We start from the raw sequence: 18,423 nt of genomic DNA, 5'->3' as shown, positions 1-18,423 counted from the left end.
TCGGCGGCACAGGTCCCGGCGCGCTATGGTCCGGTGATCAGAGCCGCTCGTGCCGTACCGCGAGCGCTGCGCGGGCGTTGCCGGCGATGTGCAGGAGGACTGCCACGACAAGGAACGCGACGAGCACCTGCGCGGTCGTCGCCAGTGCGGCCGGCCAGCCGCCGTCGAGCGTCGGATCAAGGAAGTCGTAGACATACCAGCCGTCGATGGCTCCGCGCACCCACGAGAAGCCGAGGAAAGCGGCAGGGTATCCGAGCCAAACGAACGGACGGACCCAGGTGCCGCGCACCGTCCTCGTCACGAGGAGCCAGTCAAGCGCGGCGAACAGCGGAGCCACGCGGTGGTGCGCCAGCTGTGGCCAGTACATGTCCAGGCTCCACCACGGCTCGCCGGGCGGGGCCACGAGGACCACATAGATGAGGCCCGTCATCACCAGGTAGAGCGCCAACGCACCGAAGAGGCGGTCCCACCATTCCGGAAGCCGGGTCCGAGGCAGTGCGGCTGATACAACGAGCACGAGTCCAAGTACCAGGTTCGACTGGACCGTGAATTCCGAGTAGAGCTGGGCGACGTCCACGTCATTGCCGGGGAGTGTCGCGTCAACCGTCTTGCGGACAAGGGCAATAAGCACAAAGACACCGACCGAGAAACGAAGCGCGCGGATCCACCTGCGGTCCGGATGCAGCGCATCGTTGAAGCCAAGGTGCCGCTCGACCGGGGGAACCAACACCGACATGACGCTCATGCGCCCCAGTATGGCAGGCCCGATCAGACGGTTACGAGGGTCTTATAGCCCCGATCCGGTGCGGGCCAGGACGTGTCCGCGGGACCCGCTGAGCCGGAACCAGCGCCCCGCCCGGTAGAGCTGCTGTTCGCCGTCGGCCAGGAAACCTAGCGTCAGGGCCGCGAACGCGGCCCCCAGCGGCAGCCCGGCCGCACCCGGCAGTTCCCTGCCCCAAACGGTGGCACGGGCGTTGTTGACGATCAGGGCGCCGGGTTTGTCCGGAATGATGGCGGCGATCTCGGTGATTCCGGCCTCGGCGGCCTGCCGCAGCGTGGCGTCCGGCAGCGTGGCGACCGACTCCCACCCCGCGCGCGGTGCGCCGACGCCGGCCCATGACTCGGTAACCGTCACCGGCGGCAGCGGCAGCTCGACGTCGTTCTCCCCTGCCCGGGCGAGGCGGTCCAGTACGGCCGAGATCGGAACGGTGACGTCGGTATCCGACGGCCGGGCCAGCGCCATGGTCCGCAACCCGAGGATCGTCGGAGTCGCCTCGCCCAACAGCCTGGGCCGCAGCACGCACACGTAAGCGGCAAGCACCGGGCCGGTGGCCTGGAGGCGGATGGCGCCGTCGTCGATCGACTTGGCGCGGGTGGCAAAGGTGCGCAGATCTGCGAGGTCTCGGGGATCGGTGAACTGCAGGGGCTGGGTTAGGACGTCAGACACAATATCGACTCTACCGGCTGCGCCTCTTTGGGACGGTGCCGGGGGGACGTCTAAAGTCGAACCATGACTGAAGCCGATGCCGGACTGCCGGGGCCACCGACACAGGACCCCACCTCCTCGCTCATTGAACTCCTGGACCTCGGCGAGCTTGAGGGTGCCCGGACCGATGAGGACATCTTCATGGGACCTTCCCAGCGCCAGCCGCGGCAGCGGGTCTTTGGCGGCCAGGTTCTGGCGCAATCGCTGATCGCCGCCAACCGCACCGTTGATCCCGCCCGCAGCGTGCATTCCATGCATGGATATTTCCTGCGCCCGGGGGATGCCAACAAGCCCATCACGTTCGGCGTTCAGCGGTTGCGGGACGGCCGGTCGTTTTCAGCCCGTCGGGTCCACGCGTACCAGGACGGAATGCCGATCTTGTCCATGATCGCGTCCTTCCAGGAGGAGGACGAGGGAATCGACCACCAGTCCCCCATGCCGGAGGGCATCCCCGACCCCGAATCGCTGCCCAGCACGGCAGACCTGCTGGGAAAGTTCGACCACCCGGTGGCACGGCACTGGGCCTACGAGCGTCCTTTCGACATCCGGCACGTTGACCCGCCGCTATACGTTTCCGCCAACGGTGAACGGGAAGCCCGCAATGCCGTCTGGATGAAGACGTTCGGGCCCATGCCGGACGACGCCAATACGCACCGTGCAGCCCTTGCGTACGCCAGCGACTACACGCTGCTGGAATCCATCCTGCGCAAACACGGACTCAGCTGGATCACGCCGGGCATGAGCGTGGCAAGCCTCGACCACGCCATGTGGTGGCACCGCCCGGTGCGCGTCGATGAGTGGCTGCTGTACGTGCAGGAATCCCCGAGCGCTCAGGGCGCACGCGGGCTGGCTACCGGCAGGATATTCAGCCGGGGCGGGGAGCACGTCGCAACGGTTGCCCAGGAGGGCATGGTCCGGGTGCCGACCGACCTCAAGAACAAAGTGGTGGGCGCCTTCCAGACGAAGGTCCTCCAGCACCAGATGCGAAAGGCCGGCAGGGACTAGGGGGCCTTTCCCGGAGCAGAGCCGCCGGGCGACAGCCGCTGGCCGCCCGATTGCAACCGGGCACGGGCATGCGAAAGGCCGGTTCATTTTGAACCGGCCTTTCGCATGCCCTGACTTCGTGCGGAGCCTAGTCGCGGGTGAGGCGGCGGTGCGTCACGCGGTGCGGCTTGGCCGCATCCGGGCCGAGGCGCTCCACCTTGTTTTCCTCGTACGACTCGAAGTTGCCCTCGAACCAGTACCACTTGGACGGGTTTTCCTCGTCACCTTCGTAAGCCAGGATGTGGGTAGCCACACGGTCCAGGAACCAACGGTCGTGCGACACCACGACGGCGCAGCCGGGGAATTCCAGCAGGGCGTTTTCGAGGCTGCTGAGCGTTTCGACGTCGAGGTCGTTGGTCGGTTCGTCAAGGAGCAGCAAGTTGCCGCCCTGCTTGAGGGTCAGTGCCAGATTAAGGCGGTTGCGCTCACCACCGGAGAGAACACCCGCCTTCTTCTGCTGGTCCGGACCCTTGAATCCGAACGCTGCCACGTAGGCCCGTGACGGCATTTCAACGTGGCCCACCTGGATGTAGTCGAGGCCGTCAGAGACAACCTCCCACAGCGACTTGTTGGGGTCGATGCCGCCGCGGCTCTGGTCCGCGTAGGAGATCTTGACCGAGTCGCCGATCTTCAGGTCGCCGCCGTCAAGCGGTTCCAGGCCAACGATCGTCTTGAACAGGGTGGTCTTGCCGACGCCGTTGGGGCCGATAACGCCGACAATGCCGTTACGCGGAAGCGTAAAGGACAGGCCGTCGATGAGGGTCCGGTCCTCGAAACCCTTCTGCAGGTTCTTGGCTTCGAGCACCAGGCCGCCCAGTCGGGGTCCCGGCGGGATCTGGATCTCTTCGAAGTCGAGCTTCCGGGTGCGGTCCGCCTCGGCGGCCATTTCCTCGTAGCGGGCCAGGCGCGCCTTGGACTTGGTCTGGCGGCCCTTGGCGTTGGAGCGGACCCACTCGAGTTCCTCGGTGAGGCGCTTGGCCTGCTTGGCGTCCTTCTTGCCCTGGATTTCCAGGCGGGCGCGCTTCTTCTCCAGGTACGTGGAGTAGTTGCCTTCGTAGGGGTAAAGGTGGCCGCGGTCCACTTCCGCAATCCACTCGGCCACGTGGTCGAGGAAGTACCGGTCGTGGGTGACGGCGAGGACGGCGCCGGCGTAGTTCGAGAGGTGCTGTTCCAGCCAGAGGACGCTTTCGGCGTCGAGGTGGTTGGTGGGCTCATCGAGCAGGAGGAGGTCCGGCTTCTGCAGCAGGAGCTTGCACAGCGCGACTCGGCGGCGCTCACCACCGGAGAGGAGAGTGACGTCGGCATCCGCCGGCGGGCAGCGGAGGGCATCCATGGCCTGCTCGAGCTGGGAGTCGAGGTCCCAGGCGTCGGCGGCGTCGATGGCTTCCTGGAGCTGGCCCATTTCCTCCAGAAGCGTGTCGTAGTCCGCGTCAGGGTTGGCCATTTCCTCGGAGATCTCATTGAAACGCTGGATCTTGCCGTAGATCTCGCCCACGCCTTCCTGGACATTGCCCAGGACGGTCTTCTCCTCGTTCAGCGGCGGCTCCTGGAGCAGGATGCCCACCGTGTAGCCGGGGCTGAGCCGAGCCTCACCGTTGGAGGGGGTGTCCAGGCCAGCCATGATCTTGAGGATGGTGGACTTACCGGCACCGTTTGGGCCAACAACACCAATCTTGGCCCCCGGAAAGAAGGACATGCTTACGTCGTCGAGAATAAGTTTTTCGCCAACGGCCTTGCGGGCCTTGGTCATTGTGTAGATAAATTCCGCCATGGTTCCAAATCTAGTGGGTCGGCGGGGTTAACTCACATTCGCGGCTGTCATTCGCGGGCGGTCCGGTTCAGGCTCAGCCGCCGACGAAGCACTTTCCGGTTGCCAGCACGGGTAGTACGGTGACCACGACACTTCCGTCGCGGATCTGGCCGATCACACAATCCTTACCCTGCAGCGCTGCAGCTTCTATGGCGTCGACTTCCAGGCCGGTTGGCGTACGGCTGACGGAGACCTGCAGGGAACCGGCGGGTATCCCGGCGCCGGTCAGCGCAGCCGTCAGCTGGTCCTGACCCGGTTTGGGATTGGCCGCTGCAACTCCCCGGAGGGCATTGCGCACGGTTTCACTCAGGCGGGCGGTGGCAGCATCAAGTTCGGGCTGCTGCGCCGGAGCCGGAGCGGCCACAGACGCGCCTGTAGCTGTCGGGGCCGGCTGTGCGACGCTGGGTCCCGCTACAGCGGCAGCCGCCTGCGAGGAAGAGGCCGGGGAATCCGCACCGGCACCGCTGCAGCCAGCGAGGCCCGCCGCAAGCATGGACGCCGTGATGAACAGAACCGACGCGCCGCGAAGCCGCCGCCCGGCTCCGGACCGTAGCGACCCGGGCTGGAGACCGTACTGTGGCTGGGATGTCTTTGCTCGGATCACCTTGCCATTCTGCCATGCGGCACCGCAGGGGACGGTGCCGCATTCGGGGCATCAGCAGAGCATGTTCAGGCAGCCGTCCCGGTAAGTTCTCCGGTCTCCGCATCGAGCTGCAGGACGTCACCATTTTCATCGTCGATGAAGACACCTTCAGCTTCGGGATCCGGGTGGTGCTCCCCGAGGTCTCCGGCGTCGTCGTCAGGGCCATCCCCGCCGGGTCCCCTGCCGTCCTGCGGCCCGGAAGCATTGTCCTGCTGCCCCTGGGCCGGGCCGGACTGGGCGGAGTTTCCGGCTGTACGGGTGAAATTGGCCGAACCCCACATGAGGTCATGGCCAACCGACTCGGCGTCGATCTCGGCAGCGTGGTAGATCCTGCCGTCTTTTTCCCAGCTCCGCATCTTGAGCCGGCCCACGATGATGACGCGCTGGCCCTTCTTGATGCTGCAGCCCATGTTTCCGGCAAGCTGCCGGTAGCCCTGGACTGTGAACCAGTTGGTATGGCCATCAACCCACGTGCCCGATGTGCGGTCATACCGCCGGTCCGTGGAGCCGATCCGAAACGATGCGGTGGCGACTCCCCCGGGCGTGGTGGAACTCTTAATCTCCGTGGCGACGAAGCCGCGGACTGTGATGTTGTCGGTCATCTTGGTGTCCTGTCTCGAATAGTTGTGCCCTAGCAGGCATCTTCAGCATCGGGCCGGACAGGCGCCGGGGCGAGAGGCGTGCGCCGCTATGTGCACAAGTCCGCGTGAAACCGGGATGTTGGGGACCAGTCAAAACGCCGCCACGGGGCTGACCGGCCGAAGCCGCACGGCACTGTAAACTTTTCTAGGCGCTGCCGGATTGGTCCGGAGACGCCTACGTGCCCCAGTAGCTCAGGGGATAGAGCAGCGGCCTTCTAATCCGCCGGTCGGGGGTTCGATTCCCTCCTGGGGCACAACACCGGAAGCGGCTCCCACTTGCGTCAACGTAGTGGGAGCCGCTTTGTTTAACTGACATGCCGGATGCAGAACACCACGTTCCTGCGAGCTATTCACCCTAAGCATGCTTATTATTTGAGGGCGGTGCCGACTCATTCGAAGTGGCGTCGGCGCCGCACCTTCCGCCACGGTGGATCATCTTGGAGAGGATGGACCGAATGACCCAGGAATCACCGGACTACGAGCCGCAGGACAGAGACGCGTCATCACCGCAACCGGGTACCGGCCCGGCCCAGGCTGTTCCGGCGCCCGCCACGCCTGCCCAAGGCGTGCCTGCACAGCGCGGAACGGCAGAAGGCACACCCGCCGAGCGCGGGCTGGCGCCGGGCGTTCCTGCGGAGCCAACGGCACCGCCCGAGGAGCGGCGAGTGACGCGTGCAGGGATGGTCTGGGCCGCCGTCGCAACAGCATTGGCCGTGATGGTGCTGCTGATCGTCTTCATCCTGCAGAACCAGGACTATGTGCAAGTCCGGTACTTCGGACTGGAGGGCGCGGTTCCACTGGGAATCGCGCTCTTCATTGCGGCGGTGGGCGGCGGGGTGCTCGTCGCTGTTGCGGGCGCGGCCAGAATCATCCAGTTGCGTGCCGCGGCACATCGCCGCCGCGTGCTTGCGCAGCGGGCGCGCTAAAGCGCAGGAGGCGGGCGCGCCAATCCCCCGTCAGCGGACCCGAATCACCCTAACCGACGTCGCCCCGGCGGCCTTCGGGCGTGTCGTCCATGTCGGCGATATCGGGCTCGATCGTGGCGGCCAGGTCGCCGGCGACGGAGTCCCGTGCGGCCTCTTCTGCGGGCCGGATCGTACCGTCATCGCCGCGGGCCGTGCCGTTTTCGTCCGGAATCTCAGTCATACGCCCAAGCTAGTCCCCAGCATTCGGCTTGTCGACGTTTCACCCCTGCGGCTCCCGCAACCACCCCGGCGGGCAAGAACCGTCAGCGTTCCAGCAGCTCCTTGAGGTTTCCCAGCACCATTTCCCAGAGCTTTGCAGAATCTTCCGCCTCGGAATCACTCCTGTTGTTGCCCTGCGTGATGGTGACGTGCGTGCCGTCCGGTGCCTCTTCCAGCCGGTACTCCACGGTGTGGTAGTTTTCCGGCACATCCGGCAGCCCCGTCAGGGGGCTGTAGTGGGTGATGCGCAACAGTTCCTCATGCCGGTTTTCCAGCACGGTGCCCTTGTCCTCGTAGCGTTTGCCTTTCCACTCTCCCGCGAACGTCACCGGCTCGCCTTCGCGCCAGGTGGTGGTGAGGTGTGTGCCGAGGAAATACTTTTGGACGATTTCCGGGTCTGTCAGCGCCTGCCATACCAGGCCGCGCGGGGCTTTCACCAGCACCGATGCTTCAGCGTCCTTGATCTGATCGTTCATGTGATTGCCTCCTGCGCACGACCCTACGCGCGGCGGCAGGCCTTGTTAAGGCCCCGGAAGGGTTGAGTCCCGGAAAACAGAGGGACCGAAATCGGCCCGCCACCGTTGAGCGGTGCCGGGCCGTTCCGTGGGGCAAGGGCCCCGGCCATGACGAAGCAGGGGCCCCGGTCTGTTTCAGGAATAGCGTCGCCGCGGGAAACCCCTGCGGCCGGTCAGGCGTACGGCAGGACGAGTCCCGCGTAGCGCTCCTTCATGGTCTCCAGCACGGTGTCGCCGTCGGCGTCCCAGATTTCCTGGTTGAAGATCTCCACTTCGATGTCGCCCGTGTAGCCGGCGTCCCGCACCCAGGTGCCGATCGTTGCGAAGTCAATGACGCCGTCGCCCATCATGCCCCGGGACAACAGCGCGTCGGCCGCGATGGGCAGGTTGAAGTCGCACACCTGGTAGGAGGCAATGCGGTTCTCCCGGCCGGCCCGTTCGATCTGAGCCCTCAGTTCCGGATCCCACCAGACGTGGAAGGTGTCGACGGCGACGCCGACGGCCTTTGCGTCATAAGGCGCCGCCAGGTCAAGGGCCTGGCCCAGGGTGGAGATCAGGGCGCGGTCCGCTGCGTACATCGGGTGCAGCGGTTCAAGCACCAGCCGCACGCCGTTCTCGACGGCAAACGGCACCAGGTCCGCGAGTCGGTCTGCGACGCGCTGGCGGGCAGCCACCACGTCCTTCTCCCCCGGCGCGAGGCCGCCTACCACCAGGAACAACTCCCGGGTGTCCAAGGCCACGGCTTCCAGGATGGCTGCGCGGTTGTCGGCGAGCGCCGCAGCCTGCCCCTCCGCATCGGCTGCAGTCAGGAAGCCGCCACGGCAGAGCGAGGACACCCGCAGCCCGGCATCCCGGATGAGCTTGGCGGCCTTGTCCAGGCCGGCCTCGTGAACGCGGTCCCGCCACGGGCCGATCGCGGGGATGCCGGCACGGGCACAGCCGTCAACGGCCTCGGCCAGGGTCCACTTCTTGGTGGTGGCGCTGTTGAGGGAAAGCCTTCCGAAGTCGGCACCTGACAAGTCGCTCATACTCCCACTCCGTTGATGCGCAGGTAGTCGGACATCCGGAACGCAGCCAGGGCCGGGTCCTTCAACAGTCCGGCCTGGTCGGCAAGTTCGAAGGTCCTGGCGAGGTGCACCACGGATCGGCCGGAGTGCAGCCCGCCCACCATCTGGAAACCGGGCTGCTTGCCGTTGAGCCAGGACATGAACGCGATGCCGGTCTTGTAGTAGAACGTGGGGGCGCTGAAGATGTGCTTGCCCAATTCCCGGGTGGAGTCCAGGATGGCACGGGCTTTGACAGCATCGCCGGCGTCGTAGCTTTGCAGCGCTGCCGATGCGGCCGGGTAGATGGCGGCGAAGATGCCCAGCAGCGCGTCCGAATGGTGCGTGCCGTCGCCGTCGATCAGTTCCGGGTAATTGAAGTCGTCACCGGTGTAGAGACGGACGCCTTCCGGGAGTGCGGCGCGCAGCGCCACCTCGTGGCCGGCATCAAGAAGTGAAACCTTGACGCCATCCACCTTGTCCGCGTGCTCGCGGATCAGGGAGAGGAACGTGTTGGTGGCCGTGGAGACGTCGTCGGAACCCCAGTAGCCGGCAAGGGCGGGATCAAACATGGTGCCGAGCCAGTGCAGGATGACGGGCTGGTCCGCTTCCTGAAGCAACGTCGAGTAGACGTGCAGGTAGTCATCCGGCCCGCTGGCCACTTTGGCCAGTGCGCGCGAAGCCATCAGGATGACCTTGGGCCCCGCCTCCGAGACGACGGCGACCTGCTCGCGGTAGGCCTCCAAAACGGCCCGGATCCCGGCGGCTCCGGTTGGCAGGGCGGCCGGATCCAGCTGGTCGGTGCCGGCCCCGCACGAGACGAGGTCGCGGACGGACTTGCCGGCCGTGGCAGCAGCGCCCGCGGCGACGACCGACGCCGCTTCGACGCCCGTGCGCTTGATCAGCTGCTGGGTGGCAGCCCAGTCCAGGCCCATGCCGCGCTGGGCGGTGTCCATGGCGTCGGCCACTCCGAGGCCGTAGGACCAGAGCTCATGCCGGTAGGCCATCGTGGCGTCCCAGTCGAGCCGGGCCGGCGCGCCGGGTGTGTTATCCGCGGTGACTTCCGGGATGACATGGGCTGCGGCATACGCGTGCCGCGAGGTGATAGGGGCCGAGGGCTTTGCCCAGGCGGGCGCGGACTTGAGGCGGTATTCGCGGGTTCCGCCGTCGTCGGTGGGAAGGATCAGGGAAGTCATCAGAGCGAGATCTCCGGGATGTCGATGGTGCGGCGTTCATCGTTGGACTGCAGGCCGAGCTCGGCGAGCTGGACACCGCGTGCGGCGGAGAGCAGGCCGAAGCGGTGTTCGCGGCCGGCGACGACGTCGCGCAGGAATTCTTCCCACTGCAGCTTGAAGCCGTTGTCCAGGTCAGCGTTGGCCGGGACTTCCTGCCACTGGCTGCGGAAGGACTCGGTCACGGGCAGGTCAGGGTTCCAGACGGGCTTGGGGGTGTGGGCGCGCTGCTGTGCGACGCACTTGTTCAGGCCTGCGACCGCTGAACCGTGGGTGCCGTCGATCTGGAATTCCACCAGTTCGTCGCGGTAGACGCGGACGGCCCAGGAGGAGTTGATCTGGCCGACGACCTGGTCACCCGCCGGGGTTTCCAGCTCGAAGATTCCATAGGAGGCGTCGTCGGCCGTGGCTTTGTATTCCTTGCCGGCCTCGTCCCAGCGGGCCGGGATGTGGGTGGCAGTCTTGGCGTTGACGCTCTTGACCTTGCCGATGATGCCTTCGAGGACGTAGTTCCAGTGGCAGAACATGTCCGTGGTCATGCCGCCGCCGTCCTCCTTGCGGTAGTTCCATGAGGGGCGCTGGGCTGCCTGGACATCGCCTTCGAAGACCCAATAGCCGAACTCACCGCGGATGGACAGGATGCGGCCGAAGAAGCCTTCGTCTACGAGGCGGCGCAGCTTGACCAGGCCGGGCAGGTACAGCTTGTCGTGCACGACGCCGGCAGTGACCCCGGCTTCCTTGCCGATCCGGGCGAGTTCGATGGCCTCCGCCAGGGTTTCCGCGGTGGGCTTCTCGGTGAAGATGTGCTTGCCGGCGGACATGGCCTTCTTCAGGGTGGCGGCGCGGAGGCTGGTCATGGACGCATCAAAGACCACATCCACTGTGGGGTCGTTGATCACGGCGTCCAGGTCGGTGCTCCACTCGGAGACCTTGTGGAGCTCGGCGAGCTCCCGGATCTTGGCTTCGTTGCGGCCAACCAGGATGGGTTCGACCTGGACCTTCGTGCCGTCCTCGAGGGTAAAGCCGCCTGCGTCGCGGATGGGGAGGATGGAACGCAGCAGGTGCTGGCGGTAGCCCATCCGGCCGGTGATGCCGTTCATGGCGATACGGATCGTCTTTGTTTCGAAGCCCATGTGTCCTCCACGGTGAGTTGATTCGCTACGGTGTGCTGGGAAAGCGCATTCCCACTGCATTTATGATGCATCCTCCCGCGCCCCATGGCAAGCGCTTTCCCGAAAGTCGTTCAAACTGCCATAATGACCAGTACGCGCACGTTGGCTGAACAGGAGACATCAGTGGCTGCAAGTACCCTCACCGAGGTGGCACGATTGGCCGGGGTCTCACCGGCTACTGCTTCACGCGTCCTCAACGGCTCCGCCCGCAAACCCGGCCCGGGCGTGTCCGAACGGGTGCGGCAGGCAGCCGAAACCCTGGGCTACATCCCCAACGCCCAGGCCCAGGCCCTCGCGAAATCCAGCTCCGGCCTGGTGGGCCTGATTGTGCACGACATCGCCGATCCGTATTTCTCCGCCATAGCGCGCGGGGTCCAGGAAGTGGCCCGCGAACAGCACAAGATGGTACTGCTGGCCACGACGGGCGGAACTCCGGCCGACGAAAAGGAAGCCGTGGCCGCCTTTGCTGCCCGGCGGGCCGACGCCATCGTCATTGCCGGCTCACGGTCCAGCCGCCCTGAAGACGAGCAGGGCAACGCCGAACTTGCCGCCGAACTGGACCGGTACTGCCGCAATGGCGGGCATGTGGGTGTGGTGGGGCAGGCCATTGTCGGAGCCGGCGCCCTGGACGGTTATCACCTCGTGGAGGTGCCGAACGAACAGCTGGCTGCCGAACTTGCCGGAAAGCTGACGGCCAGCCATTCCGGCGACTTTGTCATCATCGGCGGTCCCGAAGGCCTGATCACGTCCGACGACCGGATCCGCGGCTTCCAGGCCGGTCTTGCCTCCGCCGGCCGCCCCGAAGCCGAAGTCCTGCGCGCATCCTTCAACCGCGCCGGCGGCTACGAAGCCGGGCTCGTGCTCGCTGATCGGATCCGGGACGCCCGAAACGCCGCCCCGGCGAACGAGGGCGGGAAGCCGGATTTGTGCATCTTCGCGGCGAACGATGTCATGGCAATCGGCGCCGCCGCAGCGCTTCGTTCCGAGGGATTCCGAATTCCCCGCGACGCACTGATCGCAGGGTTCGACGACATCGAAACGCTCCGGGACTTCCGCCCGGGGCTTTCAACCGTGCGCCTTCCCCTGGAGGAAATCGGCCGCCTGGCCACGTTGAGCACAGGGTCCGAAGCTGCCGCCGGAGCGGATGGAAAACACGACGACGGCCCGGCCGTCACCGGCCAGGTGACTCTCCGGCGGAGCACAGAGTGGACACCCTGACCGGCCGCACCCGGATGCCGGCCGGCCTCACCGTGGTCCCGGCGCGCCACGGTCCGGCCGCGCCGGGCGACGGCGCGTCACCGGGCCGAGCACAACCGGACAACGGGCAATCCCCGCGGCGGTTCCCGGCGATCCTGGTCCTCCCCGGCGGAGGCTACGCGCGCCACGCCGACCACGAGGCAGAGCCGGTGGCCGACTGGCTGGCTTCGTTGGGGATCCACGCCTTCGTGCTGCGCTATCGGGTGGCTCCGCACCGCCACCCGGCCCCGCTGGCGGACGCGAAGGCCGCCCTGGCCTGGATCAGGCGCGGCGGCCACGGACTCGCGGTGGATGGCTCGCGCGTGGGTGTCCTGGGGTTCTCCGCCGGAGGTCATGTGGCCGCCACCCTCGCCGGAGGCGTTCCCACCGGCGACGAGACACTCGACGTGCCGGAGTCCCGGCCGGACCTCGCCATCCTGTGCTACCCCGTGGTGTCCTTCGAAGCGGCCGTCCACCAGGGCAGCATCGACAACCTGCTCGGCGCCGCGCCGGCCGCGGAGCTCCTGGCAGGGCTGTCCGCGGAGCTCACTGTCACAGGCAGCACTCCCCCGGCCTTCATCTGGCACACCTTCGACGACGCAGCAGTGGATGTTGAACACAGCCTGCGTTACGCCTCGGCGCTGCGCAAGGCTGCCGTGCCTGCAGAGCTGCACGTGTTTCCGCATGGCCGGCACGGGCTGGGCCTCGCTGCCGGGGTCGCCGGCGTGGAGCGGTGGACGGAGCTGTGCGCCACGTGGCTGGCCGGACACGGCTGGCTGCCGTGACTGCTGCACCCGTGAGCACAGCGCCGGCGGAATGGCCCGACGTCGAACGCCTCTTCGGCGTGCGCGGCCAGCCGTCGCGTTGCTGGTGCAGGTTCTTCGCCCTGACAGGGTCCGATTGGAACAAGTCGACCCCATCGGAGCGCAAGCACCAACTGCAGGCAAAGTTCGACGCCGGCGCTCCGGCACCGGGGGTCCTCGCATTCCGCGATGGAAGCCCGGTGGGCTGGTGCGCCGTGGAGCCGCGCGACTGCTATCCGCGGATCCTGCGTTCAAAGGTTTTGAAGGCCGCGGGACCGGCGGCCCCCCACGGTACCGGCGGCAAGCCTGAAGGACCCGTCTGGTCGGTGAGCTGCTTTGTCGTCGCACCGGGGCACCGCCGCAGCGGCGTGGCTGCCGCGCTCCTTCGCGCCGCCGTCGGCCATGCCGTAAGCCATGGCGCCGGCATCGTGGAAGGCTACCCCGTGGATCCGGCGTTGCGGCCTAAGGCCGGGCCGGCCGACCTCTACCACGGAACGCTCAAGCTGTTCCTGGGCGCCGGCTTCGAGGTGGCCAGCGACGCAGTGCCCGGCCGGGCAGTGGTGCGGCTTGCCGCCCGGACCAGAAACCTGCCGACCTGAACCTAGCCGGCCTGCGTCAGGCCCGAGGGGGCGGCGAGGACGGAACGCAAGGCGCTTCCGGCCGCGCCCAGGAGCGCAGCCGACTGGCCGAGTTCCGAGACCGCCACCCTGCCTGGGATGACGACGCCGGGCGCATGGTCGGCGAGGCTCCGCACCACGGCCGGTGCAATCCACGGGCCCATCCGGGTGAAGTGGCCGCCGAGGACAACGGCGGAGAGATTCATCAGCCGGGCGGTGGATGCTGCGGCAATGCCAAGGTAGCGGCCTGCGCGGGCTACGGCGGACGTGGCGGACGCGTTTCCGGCGTCAAGTTGTTCCACAAGTTGCCCAAGCCGCACTGAGGCAGCCCCCGCCGGAATGCCTGCCTGGGCAAAGATGGCCTCCTGGCCGGCGAACGTCTCCAAGCAGCCGCGGCCGCCGCATGAGCAGTCCGGACCCGACGGGTCAACCACCACGTGGCCCACCTCCCCCGCCTGCCCGTGGGGGCCGGCGAAGAGCCGGGAGCCGATGACCAGCCCGCCACCGACGCCCACCTCACCGGAAACAAAGAGGTAGTCGCGGAAATCCTGTCCATGTCCGTACCAGAGCTCGGCCAGGGCAGCGCAGTTTGCCTCGTTGTACAGAACCGTCCCCAGCGGTGCGCCCGGCAGCAAACCGTCCAGCTGAAGGGCAACACTGTGCCACTGCAGGTTAGGGGCGCTGGAAACGGTTCCGGATGCCGTGTCCACGAGGCCGGGCACGGCCAGTCCGCCGCCCAGTATATCGATCCCGGCGGCTGCCGCCTCGGCCGCCACGTCGCTGACGAGCCCGGCCAGCAGGGCCATAACGGATTCCGGCGACCGGCCGCGGTTTCGGCATTCCAGCGTCCTGTGGGCGCGCAGTGCGCCGCCGAGGTCCAGAAGACCTGCCGAGATGTAGTCGACGTTGATTTCCAATCCCACCACGCCTCGGCGGGTGCTGAGCTCCAGGCCCACCCCCGGCCGGCCGCGTTCACCGTCGCGCGTGGCACCCGATTCCATGACCAGGCCGGAGTCCGCAAGCTCCGCCACCAGGCTGGAAACGGAAGCCTTGGTCAATCCGGTCAGGGAGGCCAGCTCAGCGCGCGTGGGATAACGCCGCGGATCCGTCCGTGCCTGCGCAATGGCAGCGAGGACCCGGGCGAGGTTGCCGCGGCGGACATCCTCCACCCGGCCGGGTGCCGGACGCACCGCACCGCCGTCGGCAATTTTTTCCCGTGACATTTCCGCCGCCTTACTCATTGACCCAAGTCAATCATGACGCATATAGTTCAGATTGAAAACTAATTCATCGGCCGCTTTCGACCCTGGCCGCCAGTTCGAACCACCCCTCTGAACCAAGGACGCTTCATGACTCTTCAGCCCACCCCTGCAGACCGCTTCACCTTCGGCCTTTGGACCGTCGGCTGGACCGGGGCGGACCCCTTCGGCGTCGCCACCCGCCCGGCACTGGACCCGGTCGAGGCCGTCCACAAGCTCAGCGAACTGGGCGCCTACGGCATCACCTTCCATGACAACGACCTGGTCCCGTTCGACGCTTCAGCCTCCGAGCGCGAACTGATCCTGAAGAACTTCAAGGCCGCCCTCGCCGAGACAGGCCTGAAGACCCCCATGGTGACCACCAACCTGTTCAGCCACCCCGTCTTCAAGGACGGCGGCTTCACCTCCAACGACCGTTCCGTCCGCCGGTTCGCGCTCAGCAAGGTCCTGCAAAACATCGACCTCGCCGCCGAGCTGGGCGCCGAAACCTTCGTCATGTGGGGCGGACGCGAAGGCAGCGAGTATGACGGTTCCAAGGACCTCTCCGCCGCGCTGGACCGGATGAAGGAAGGCGTGGACACGGCCGCGGCCTACATCAAGGACAAGGGCTACGGCCTTCGGATCGCCCTGGAACCGAAACCCAACGAGCCCCGCGGAGACATCTTCCTTCCCACTGTGGGCCACGGACTGGCCTTCATCGCCCAGCTGGAACACGGCGACATCGTGGGCCTCAACCCGGAAACCGGGCACGAGCAGATGGCCGGACTGAATTTCACCCACGGCATCGCCCAGGCACTGTGGGCCGGCAAGCTCTTCCACATCGACCTCAACGGCCAGCGCGGCATCAAATACGACCAGGACCTCGTGTTCGGGCACGGCGACCTCACCAGCGCCTTCTTCACCGTGGACCTCCTCGAAAACGGCTTCCCCAACGGCGGCCCGAAGTACGACGGACCGCGCCACTTCGACTACAAGCCCTCCCGCACCGACGGCTACGACGGCGTCTGGGAATCCGCAAAATCCAACATGTCCATGTACCTCCTCCTGAAGGAGCGCGCCCTCGCCTTCCGCGCCGACCCCGCTGTCCAGGAAGCCCTGAAGACCTCCGGCGTCTTCGAACTCGGCGAGCCCACGCTTGCCGCCGGAGAGACCGCGGGGGATCTGCTGGCAGACGCTTCCGCGTTCGCGGAGTTCGACGCTGATGCGGCCGCCCAGCGGTCATTCGCGTTCGTTCGCCTCAACCAGTTGGCCATCGAGCACCTGCTCGGCGCCCGCTAGGCCCCGGCTCCCCCTAACCCGACAACCCCACTGCCGCCGGACCCGGACTGCCGGGTCCGGCGGCAGCCTTCAGAAAGTACCCGCCATGCCGTTGGTAGCAGGAATCGACAGTTCCACGCAGTCATGCAAAGTGGTAATCCGGGATGCGCACACGGGCGCGCTCGTCCGCCAGGGGCGGGCGGCCCACCCTGACGGCACCGAGGTCCACCCCGACCACTGGTGGGCGGCTCTTCAGGAGGCCATCGCCCAGGCCGGCGGCCTCGACGACGTCGCCGCCGTCTCCGTCGGCGGCCAGCAGCACGGCATGGTGTGCCTGGATGCCTCCGGTGCGGTGGTGCGCCCGGCGCTGCTGTGGAACGACACACGCTCCGCCGTAGACGCGCAGCAGCTCACCGCGGAAGCGGGCGACGGCGACGCCGCGGCCGGCGCTGCGTTCTGGGCTGAGACGACGGGCACGGTCCCGGTCGCATCCTTGACCATCACCAAACTGCGCTGGCTGGCACGGGAAGAACCGGACAATGCCCGTCGGGTTGCTGCCGTCTGCCTCCCCCACGACTGGCTCAGCTGGCGCCTCGCGGGCCACGGCCCGGGCTCAGGGCCCTCGTCGCTGCAGCAGCTCCGGACGGACAGATCCGACGCCTCCGGAACCGGATACTTCTCCACAGCCTCGGGCACCTACCTCCCCGAAATCCTCGAAAAGGTGCTGGGCCATGTTCCGGTACTTCCCGCCGTCGCCGGCTCACTGGAGGCCGCGGGCACAACGCCGGCGGGCGCAATCATCGGCCCCGGCGCCGGCGACAACGCGGCTGCGGCACTCGGCGTCGATGCCCGCCCGGGCGACGTGGTGGTATCGCTGGGGACGTCGGGGACTGTGTTCGCAGTCTCGGAGGCTCCGGCCGCCGACGCAACAGGCCTTGTTGCCGGATTTGCTGATGCCACCGGCAACTTTCTCCCGCTGGCCTGCACGCTGAACGCCACCCGGATCTTCGATTCCACTGCCGCGCTGCTCGGCGTGACGCTGGCGGGGCTCACCGAACTGGCTCTTGCCGCCCCGGCGGGTTCCGGCGGTCTCACGCTTGTTCCGTACTTCGAAGGCGAGCGCACGCCCAACCTGCCGCACGCCACCGGCTCCCTCCACGGCGCCACCCTGGCCAGCTACACGCGAGCCAACCTGGCCCGGGCCGCCGTCGAGGGCGTGGTCTGCTCCCTCGCGGACGGTCTTGCGGCCTTGCAGGCCCAGGGGGTTAAGGCCTCCCGGATCATCCTGGTGGGTGGCGGGGCGCAGTCCGCTGCCGTGCAGCAGATTGCCGCGACCGTCTTCGGCCTTCCCGTGGTGGTGCCCGAGCCCGGGGAATACGTGGCCGACGGGGCCGCCCGCCAGGCGGCGGCCGTCCTCGCGGGCCGGTGGCCGGAGTGGGAGTCTTCCGGCACCGAAGTGTCAGCGGCCGACAGCGGCGTCCCTGAGGTGCTCGAACAGTACCGGCGGTACGCCAGCACCTACCTCAACAGCCGGGGCCTCGTTAACGGCTGACCGCCCGGATGGTCCAGCCGGCCTCGTGGGACTCCCCCGGAGCCAGTCGGAGCACATCGGTTCCGCTGTTGAAGGCATCAGGCGGGCACGTCATGGGTTCAACCGCGAGGCCAAGCCGGGACGGCCCTGCCGGCTTGTCCGCAGTATGGATCTGCAGCCAAGGCCAGGCCCCGTCCCATTCCAGCTCCACTCCCGTACCGGATGGGTCATGGACGCGCACCGCGGCAAGACCATCCGGGGTTCGGATCAGGCCCGTGAAAGCGTGGTCGATTTCCACGGCCCCGAGGATCTTTTCCGTCCGGAAGTCGAAGGCGTGGCCCTCCACACCGGCCATGCCGCGCGGGAGCAGCCGGTCCGCGGAGACCTCCACGAATTCCGTGGCGGGGATCTGCACAGTCCACTCGTCGAGAGGTGCGGGTCCGGCGACAAGGTACGGGTGCGGGCAGACCCCATAAGGCGCCGCATCCGCGCCAACATTCTCAGCGCGAACAGTGCTGTGCAATCCGTCGGCCCGCAGCTCGTAGTCAACGGATACGTCAAGGCAGCCCGGATAGCCGTCTCCCGGCTCAATGCGGGTTCCGAGGCGGACAGAAGACGCGGTGCGCTCCTGCAGTTCCCACTCCGCCCGGAACACCAGGCCGTGCAGGGCGGTCCCCCGCTCCTCCTCGTTGACCACCGCCTGGAAATCCTTGCCCTCGAAGCTGTACCGGCCGTCAGCCAGCCGGTTGGGCCACGGGGCACAGATGACTCCGCGGTAGTCCGGAATTTCGCCGTCGGCAGCGAAGCCGATCACCAGGTCGCGGCCTTCGTGCCGCAGCTCGCGGAGCGCGCCGCCACGGGCCGTGGCAATGGCGCTATAAGGGCCGAAACTGATCCGGTGTTCGGTGCGGGTCATAGGGTATCCAATGCTGCGCGGAAAGTGTGTGTTA

General features: G+C 67.2%; 19 protein-coding genes and 1 tRNA gene. 8 read left to right on the top strand and 12 right to left on the bottom strand.

Going from position 1 to position 18,423, the window contains the following annotated elements:
- Positions 1 to 37: 37 nt before the first annotated feature.
- Both ACFVWT_RS05890 and ACFVWT_RS05885 read right to left on the bottom strand, forming a co-directional pair.
- Positions 38 to 745 carry a Pr6Pr family membrane protein gene (locus ACFVWT_RS05890; RefSeq protein ID WP_390246078.1) on the bottom strand — a complete coding sequence of 236 codons (708 nt, stop codon included), beginning with the start codon at positions 743 to 745 and terminating at the stop codon, positions 38 to 40.
- Between the two features lie 42 nt (positions 746 to 787).
- Positions 788 to 1,447, bottom strand: a complete 660-nt coding sequence (locus tag ACFVWT_RS05885; protein ID WP_390246076.1) for a hypothetical protein — start codon at positions 1,445 to 1,447, stop codon at positions 788 to 790.
- A gap of 63 nt (positions 1,448 to 1,510) precedes the next feature.
- On the opposite strand from ACFVWT_RS05885, the gene ACFVWT_RS05880 reads away from it, so the two are divergent.
- A complete protein-coding gene (locus ACFVWT_RS05880; protein ID WP_390246074.1) occupies positions 1,511 to 2,491 on the top strand; it encodes an acyl-CoA thioesterase in 981 nt (326 codons plus the stop codon).
- Positions 2,492 to 2,618: 127 nt separating this feature from the next.
- Here ACFVWT_RS05880 and ettA read toward each other — a convergent pair whose 3' ends face one another.
- From ettA to ssb, 3 genes are all read right to left on the bottom strand, one after another.
- Positions 2,619 to 4,301 (bottom strand): energy-dependent translational throttle protein EttA, encoded by a 1,683-nt coding sequence (gene ettA / locus ACFVWT_RS05875; protein ID WP_011692260.1) that lies wholly within the window; start codon positions 4,299 to 4,301, stop codon positions 2,619 to 2,621.
- A gap of 73 nt (positions 4,302 to 4,374) precedes the next feature.
- Positions 4,375 to 4,944: a DUF6993 domain-containing protein gene (locus ACFVWT_RS05870; protein WP_390246072.1), complete on the bottom strand. Its 570-nt coding sequence runs from the start codon at positions 4,942 to 4,944 to the stop codon at positions 4,375 to 4,377.
- Positions 4,945 to 5,009: 65 nt separating this feature from the next.
- Entirely contained in the window at positions 5,010 to 5,585 is a 576-nt protein-coding gene (ssb, locus tag ACFVWT_RS05865; protein ID WP_390246070.1) for a single-stranded DNA-binding protein, read from the bottom strand.
- Positions 5,586 to 5,805: 220 nt separating this feature from the next.
- Between ssb and ACFVWT_RS05860 the strand changes: the two genes are divergently transcribed.
- Together ACFVWT_RS05860 and ACFVWT_RS05855 are read left to right on the top strand one after the other, a co-directional pair.
- Positions 5,806 to 5,878: transfer RNA gene (locus ACFVWT_RS05860), tRNA-Arg, on the top strand.
- A gap of 201 nt (positions 5,879 to 6,079) precedes the next feature.
- Positions 6,080 to 6,550: a lipopolysaccharide assembly protein LapA domain-containing protein gene (locus ACFVWT_RS05855; protein WP_390246068.1), complete on the top strand. Its 471-nt coding sequence runs from the start codon at positions 6,080 to 6,082 to the stop codon at positions 6,548 to 6,550.
- Between the two features lie 49 nt (positions 6,551 to 6,599).
- Here ACFVWT_RS05855 and ACFVWT_RS05850 read toward each other — a convergent pair whose 3' ends face one another.
- From ACFVWT_RS05850 to ACFVWT_RS05830, 5 genes are all read right to left on the bottom strand, one after another.
- Complete coding sequence (locus tag ACFVWT_RS05850; RefSeq protein WP_390246066.1) at positions 6,600 to 6,770, bottom strand: hypothetical protein; 171 nt, start codon at positions 6,768 to 6,770, stop codon at positions 6,600 to 6,602.
- Positions 6,771 to 6,852: 82 nt separating this feature from the next.
- The gene (locus tag ACFVWT_RS05845; RefSeq protein WP_390246064.1) at positions 6,853 to 7,284 is read right to left on the bottom strand and encodes an SRPBCC domain-containing protein; all 432 of its coding nucleotides are present in this window, start codon (positions 7,282 to 7,284) and stop codon (positions 6,853 to 6,855) included.
- A gap of 212 nt (positions 7,285 to 7,496) precedes the next feature.
- The gene (locus ACFVWT_RS05840; protein ID WP_390246062.1) at positions 7,497 to 8,351 is read right to left on the bottom strand and encodes a sugar phosphate isomerase/epimerase family protein; all 855 of its coding nucleotides are present in this window, start codon (positions 8,349 to 8,351) and stop codon (positions 7,497 to 7,499) included.
- Positions 8,348 to 9,562: a dihydrodipicolinate synthase family protein gene (locus tag ACFVWT_RS05835; protein ID WP_390246060.1), complete on the bottom strand. Its 1,215-nt coding sequence runs from the start codon at positions 9,560 to 9,562 to the stop codon at positions 8,348 to 8,350. Before ACFVWT_RS05835 ends, ACFVWT_RS05840 begins: the two co-directional genes overlap by 4 nt.
- Complete coding sequence (locus ACFVWT_RS05830) at positions 9,562 to 10,731, bottom strand: Gfo/Idh/MocA family protein (RefSeq protein WP_390246058.1); 1,170 nt, start codon at positions 10,729 to 10,731, stop codon at positions 9,562 to 9,564. Before ACFVWT_RS05830 ends, ACFVWT_RS05835 begins: the two co-directional genes overlap by 1 nt.
- Before the next feature lie 162 nt (positions 10,732 to 10,893).
- Here ACFVWT_RS05830 and ACFVWT_RS05825 point away from each other — a divergent pair, with 162 nt between their 5' ends.
- The 3 genes from ACFVWT_RS05825 to ACFVWT_RS05815 are packed head-to-tail and all read left to right on the top strand — an operon-like array spanning position 10,894 to position 13,408.
- Positions 10,894 to 11,988, top strand: a complete 1,095-nt coding sequence (locus tag ACFVWT_RS05825; RefSeq protein WP_390246056.1) for a LacI family DNA-binding transcriptional regulator — start codon at positions 10,894 to 10,896, stop codon at positions 11,986 to 11,988.
- Positions 11,976 to 12,791, top strand: a complete 816-nt coding sequence (locus tag ACFVWT_RS05820) for an alpha/beta hydrolase (RefSeq protein ID WP_390246054.1) — start codon at positions 11,976 to 11,978, stop codon at positions 12,789 to 12,791. The genes ACFVWT_RS05825 and ACFVWT_RS05820 overlap by 13 nt, the downstream gene beginning before the upstream one ends.
- Complete coding sequence (locus ACFVWT_RS05815; RefSeq protein ID WP_390246052.1) at positions 12,788 to 13,408, top strand: GNAT family N-acetyltransferase; 621 nt, start codon at positions 12,788 to 12,790, stop codon at positions 13,406 to 13,408. Before ACFVWT_RS05820 ends, ACFVWT_RS05815 begins: the two co-directional genes overlap by 4 nt.
- A 2-nt stretch (positions 13,409 to 13,410) precedes the next feature.
- On the opposite strand, the gene ACFVWT_RS05810 is transcribed toward ACFVWT_RS05815, so the two are convergent.
- Complete coding sequence (locus ACFVWT_RS05810) at positions 13,411 to 14,649, bottom strand: ROK family protein (protein WP_390246050.1); 1,239 nt, start codon at positions 14,647 to 14,649, stop codon at positions 13,411 to 13,413.
- Between the two features lie 126 nt (positions 14,650 to 14,775).
- Here ACFVWT_RS05810 and xylA point away from each other — a divergent pair, with 126 nt between their 5' ends.
- The gene (gene xylA / locus ACFVWT_RS05805) at positions 14,776 to 15,963 is read left to right on the top strand and encodes a xylose isomerase (RefSeq protein WP_390246048.1); all 1,188 of its coding nucleotides are present in this window, start codon (positions 14,776 to 14,778) and stop codon (positions 15,961 to 15,963) included.
- 85 nt (positions 15,964 to 16,048) lie between these two features.
- A complete protein-coding gene (xylB, locus tag ACFVWT_RS05800; RefSeq protein ID WP_390246046.1) occupies positions 16,049 to 17,494 on the top strand; it encodes a xylulokinase in 1,446 nt (481 codons plus the stop codon).
- On the opposite strand, the gene ACFVWT_RS05795 is transcribed toward xylB, so the two are convergent.
- Positions 17,484 to 18,389 (bottom strand): aldose 1-epimerase family protein, encoded by a 906-nt coding sequence (locus tag ACFVWT_RS05795; protein WP_390246045.1) that lies wholly within the window; start codon positions 18,387 to 18,389, stop codon positions 17,484 to 17,486. The two genes, xylB and ACFVWT_RS05795, sit on opposite strands and share 11 nt — an antisense overlap.
- Between the last annotated feature and the right edge of the window lie 34 nt (positions 18,390 to 18,423).

The sequence above is a fragment of the Arthrobacter sp. NPDC058288 genome (genome assembly GCF_042880995.1).
GTDB lineage: Bacteria > Actinomycetota > Actinomycetes > Actinomycetales > Micrococcaceae > Arthrobacter.
This window is presented reverse-complemented; position numbering and strand designations above follow the sequence as displayed.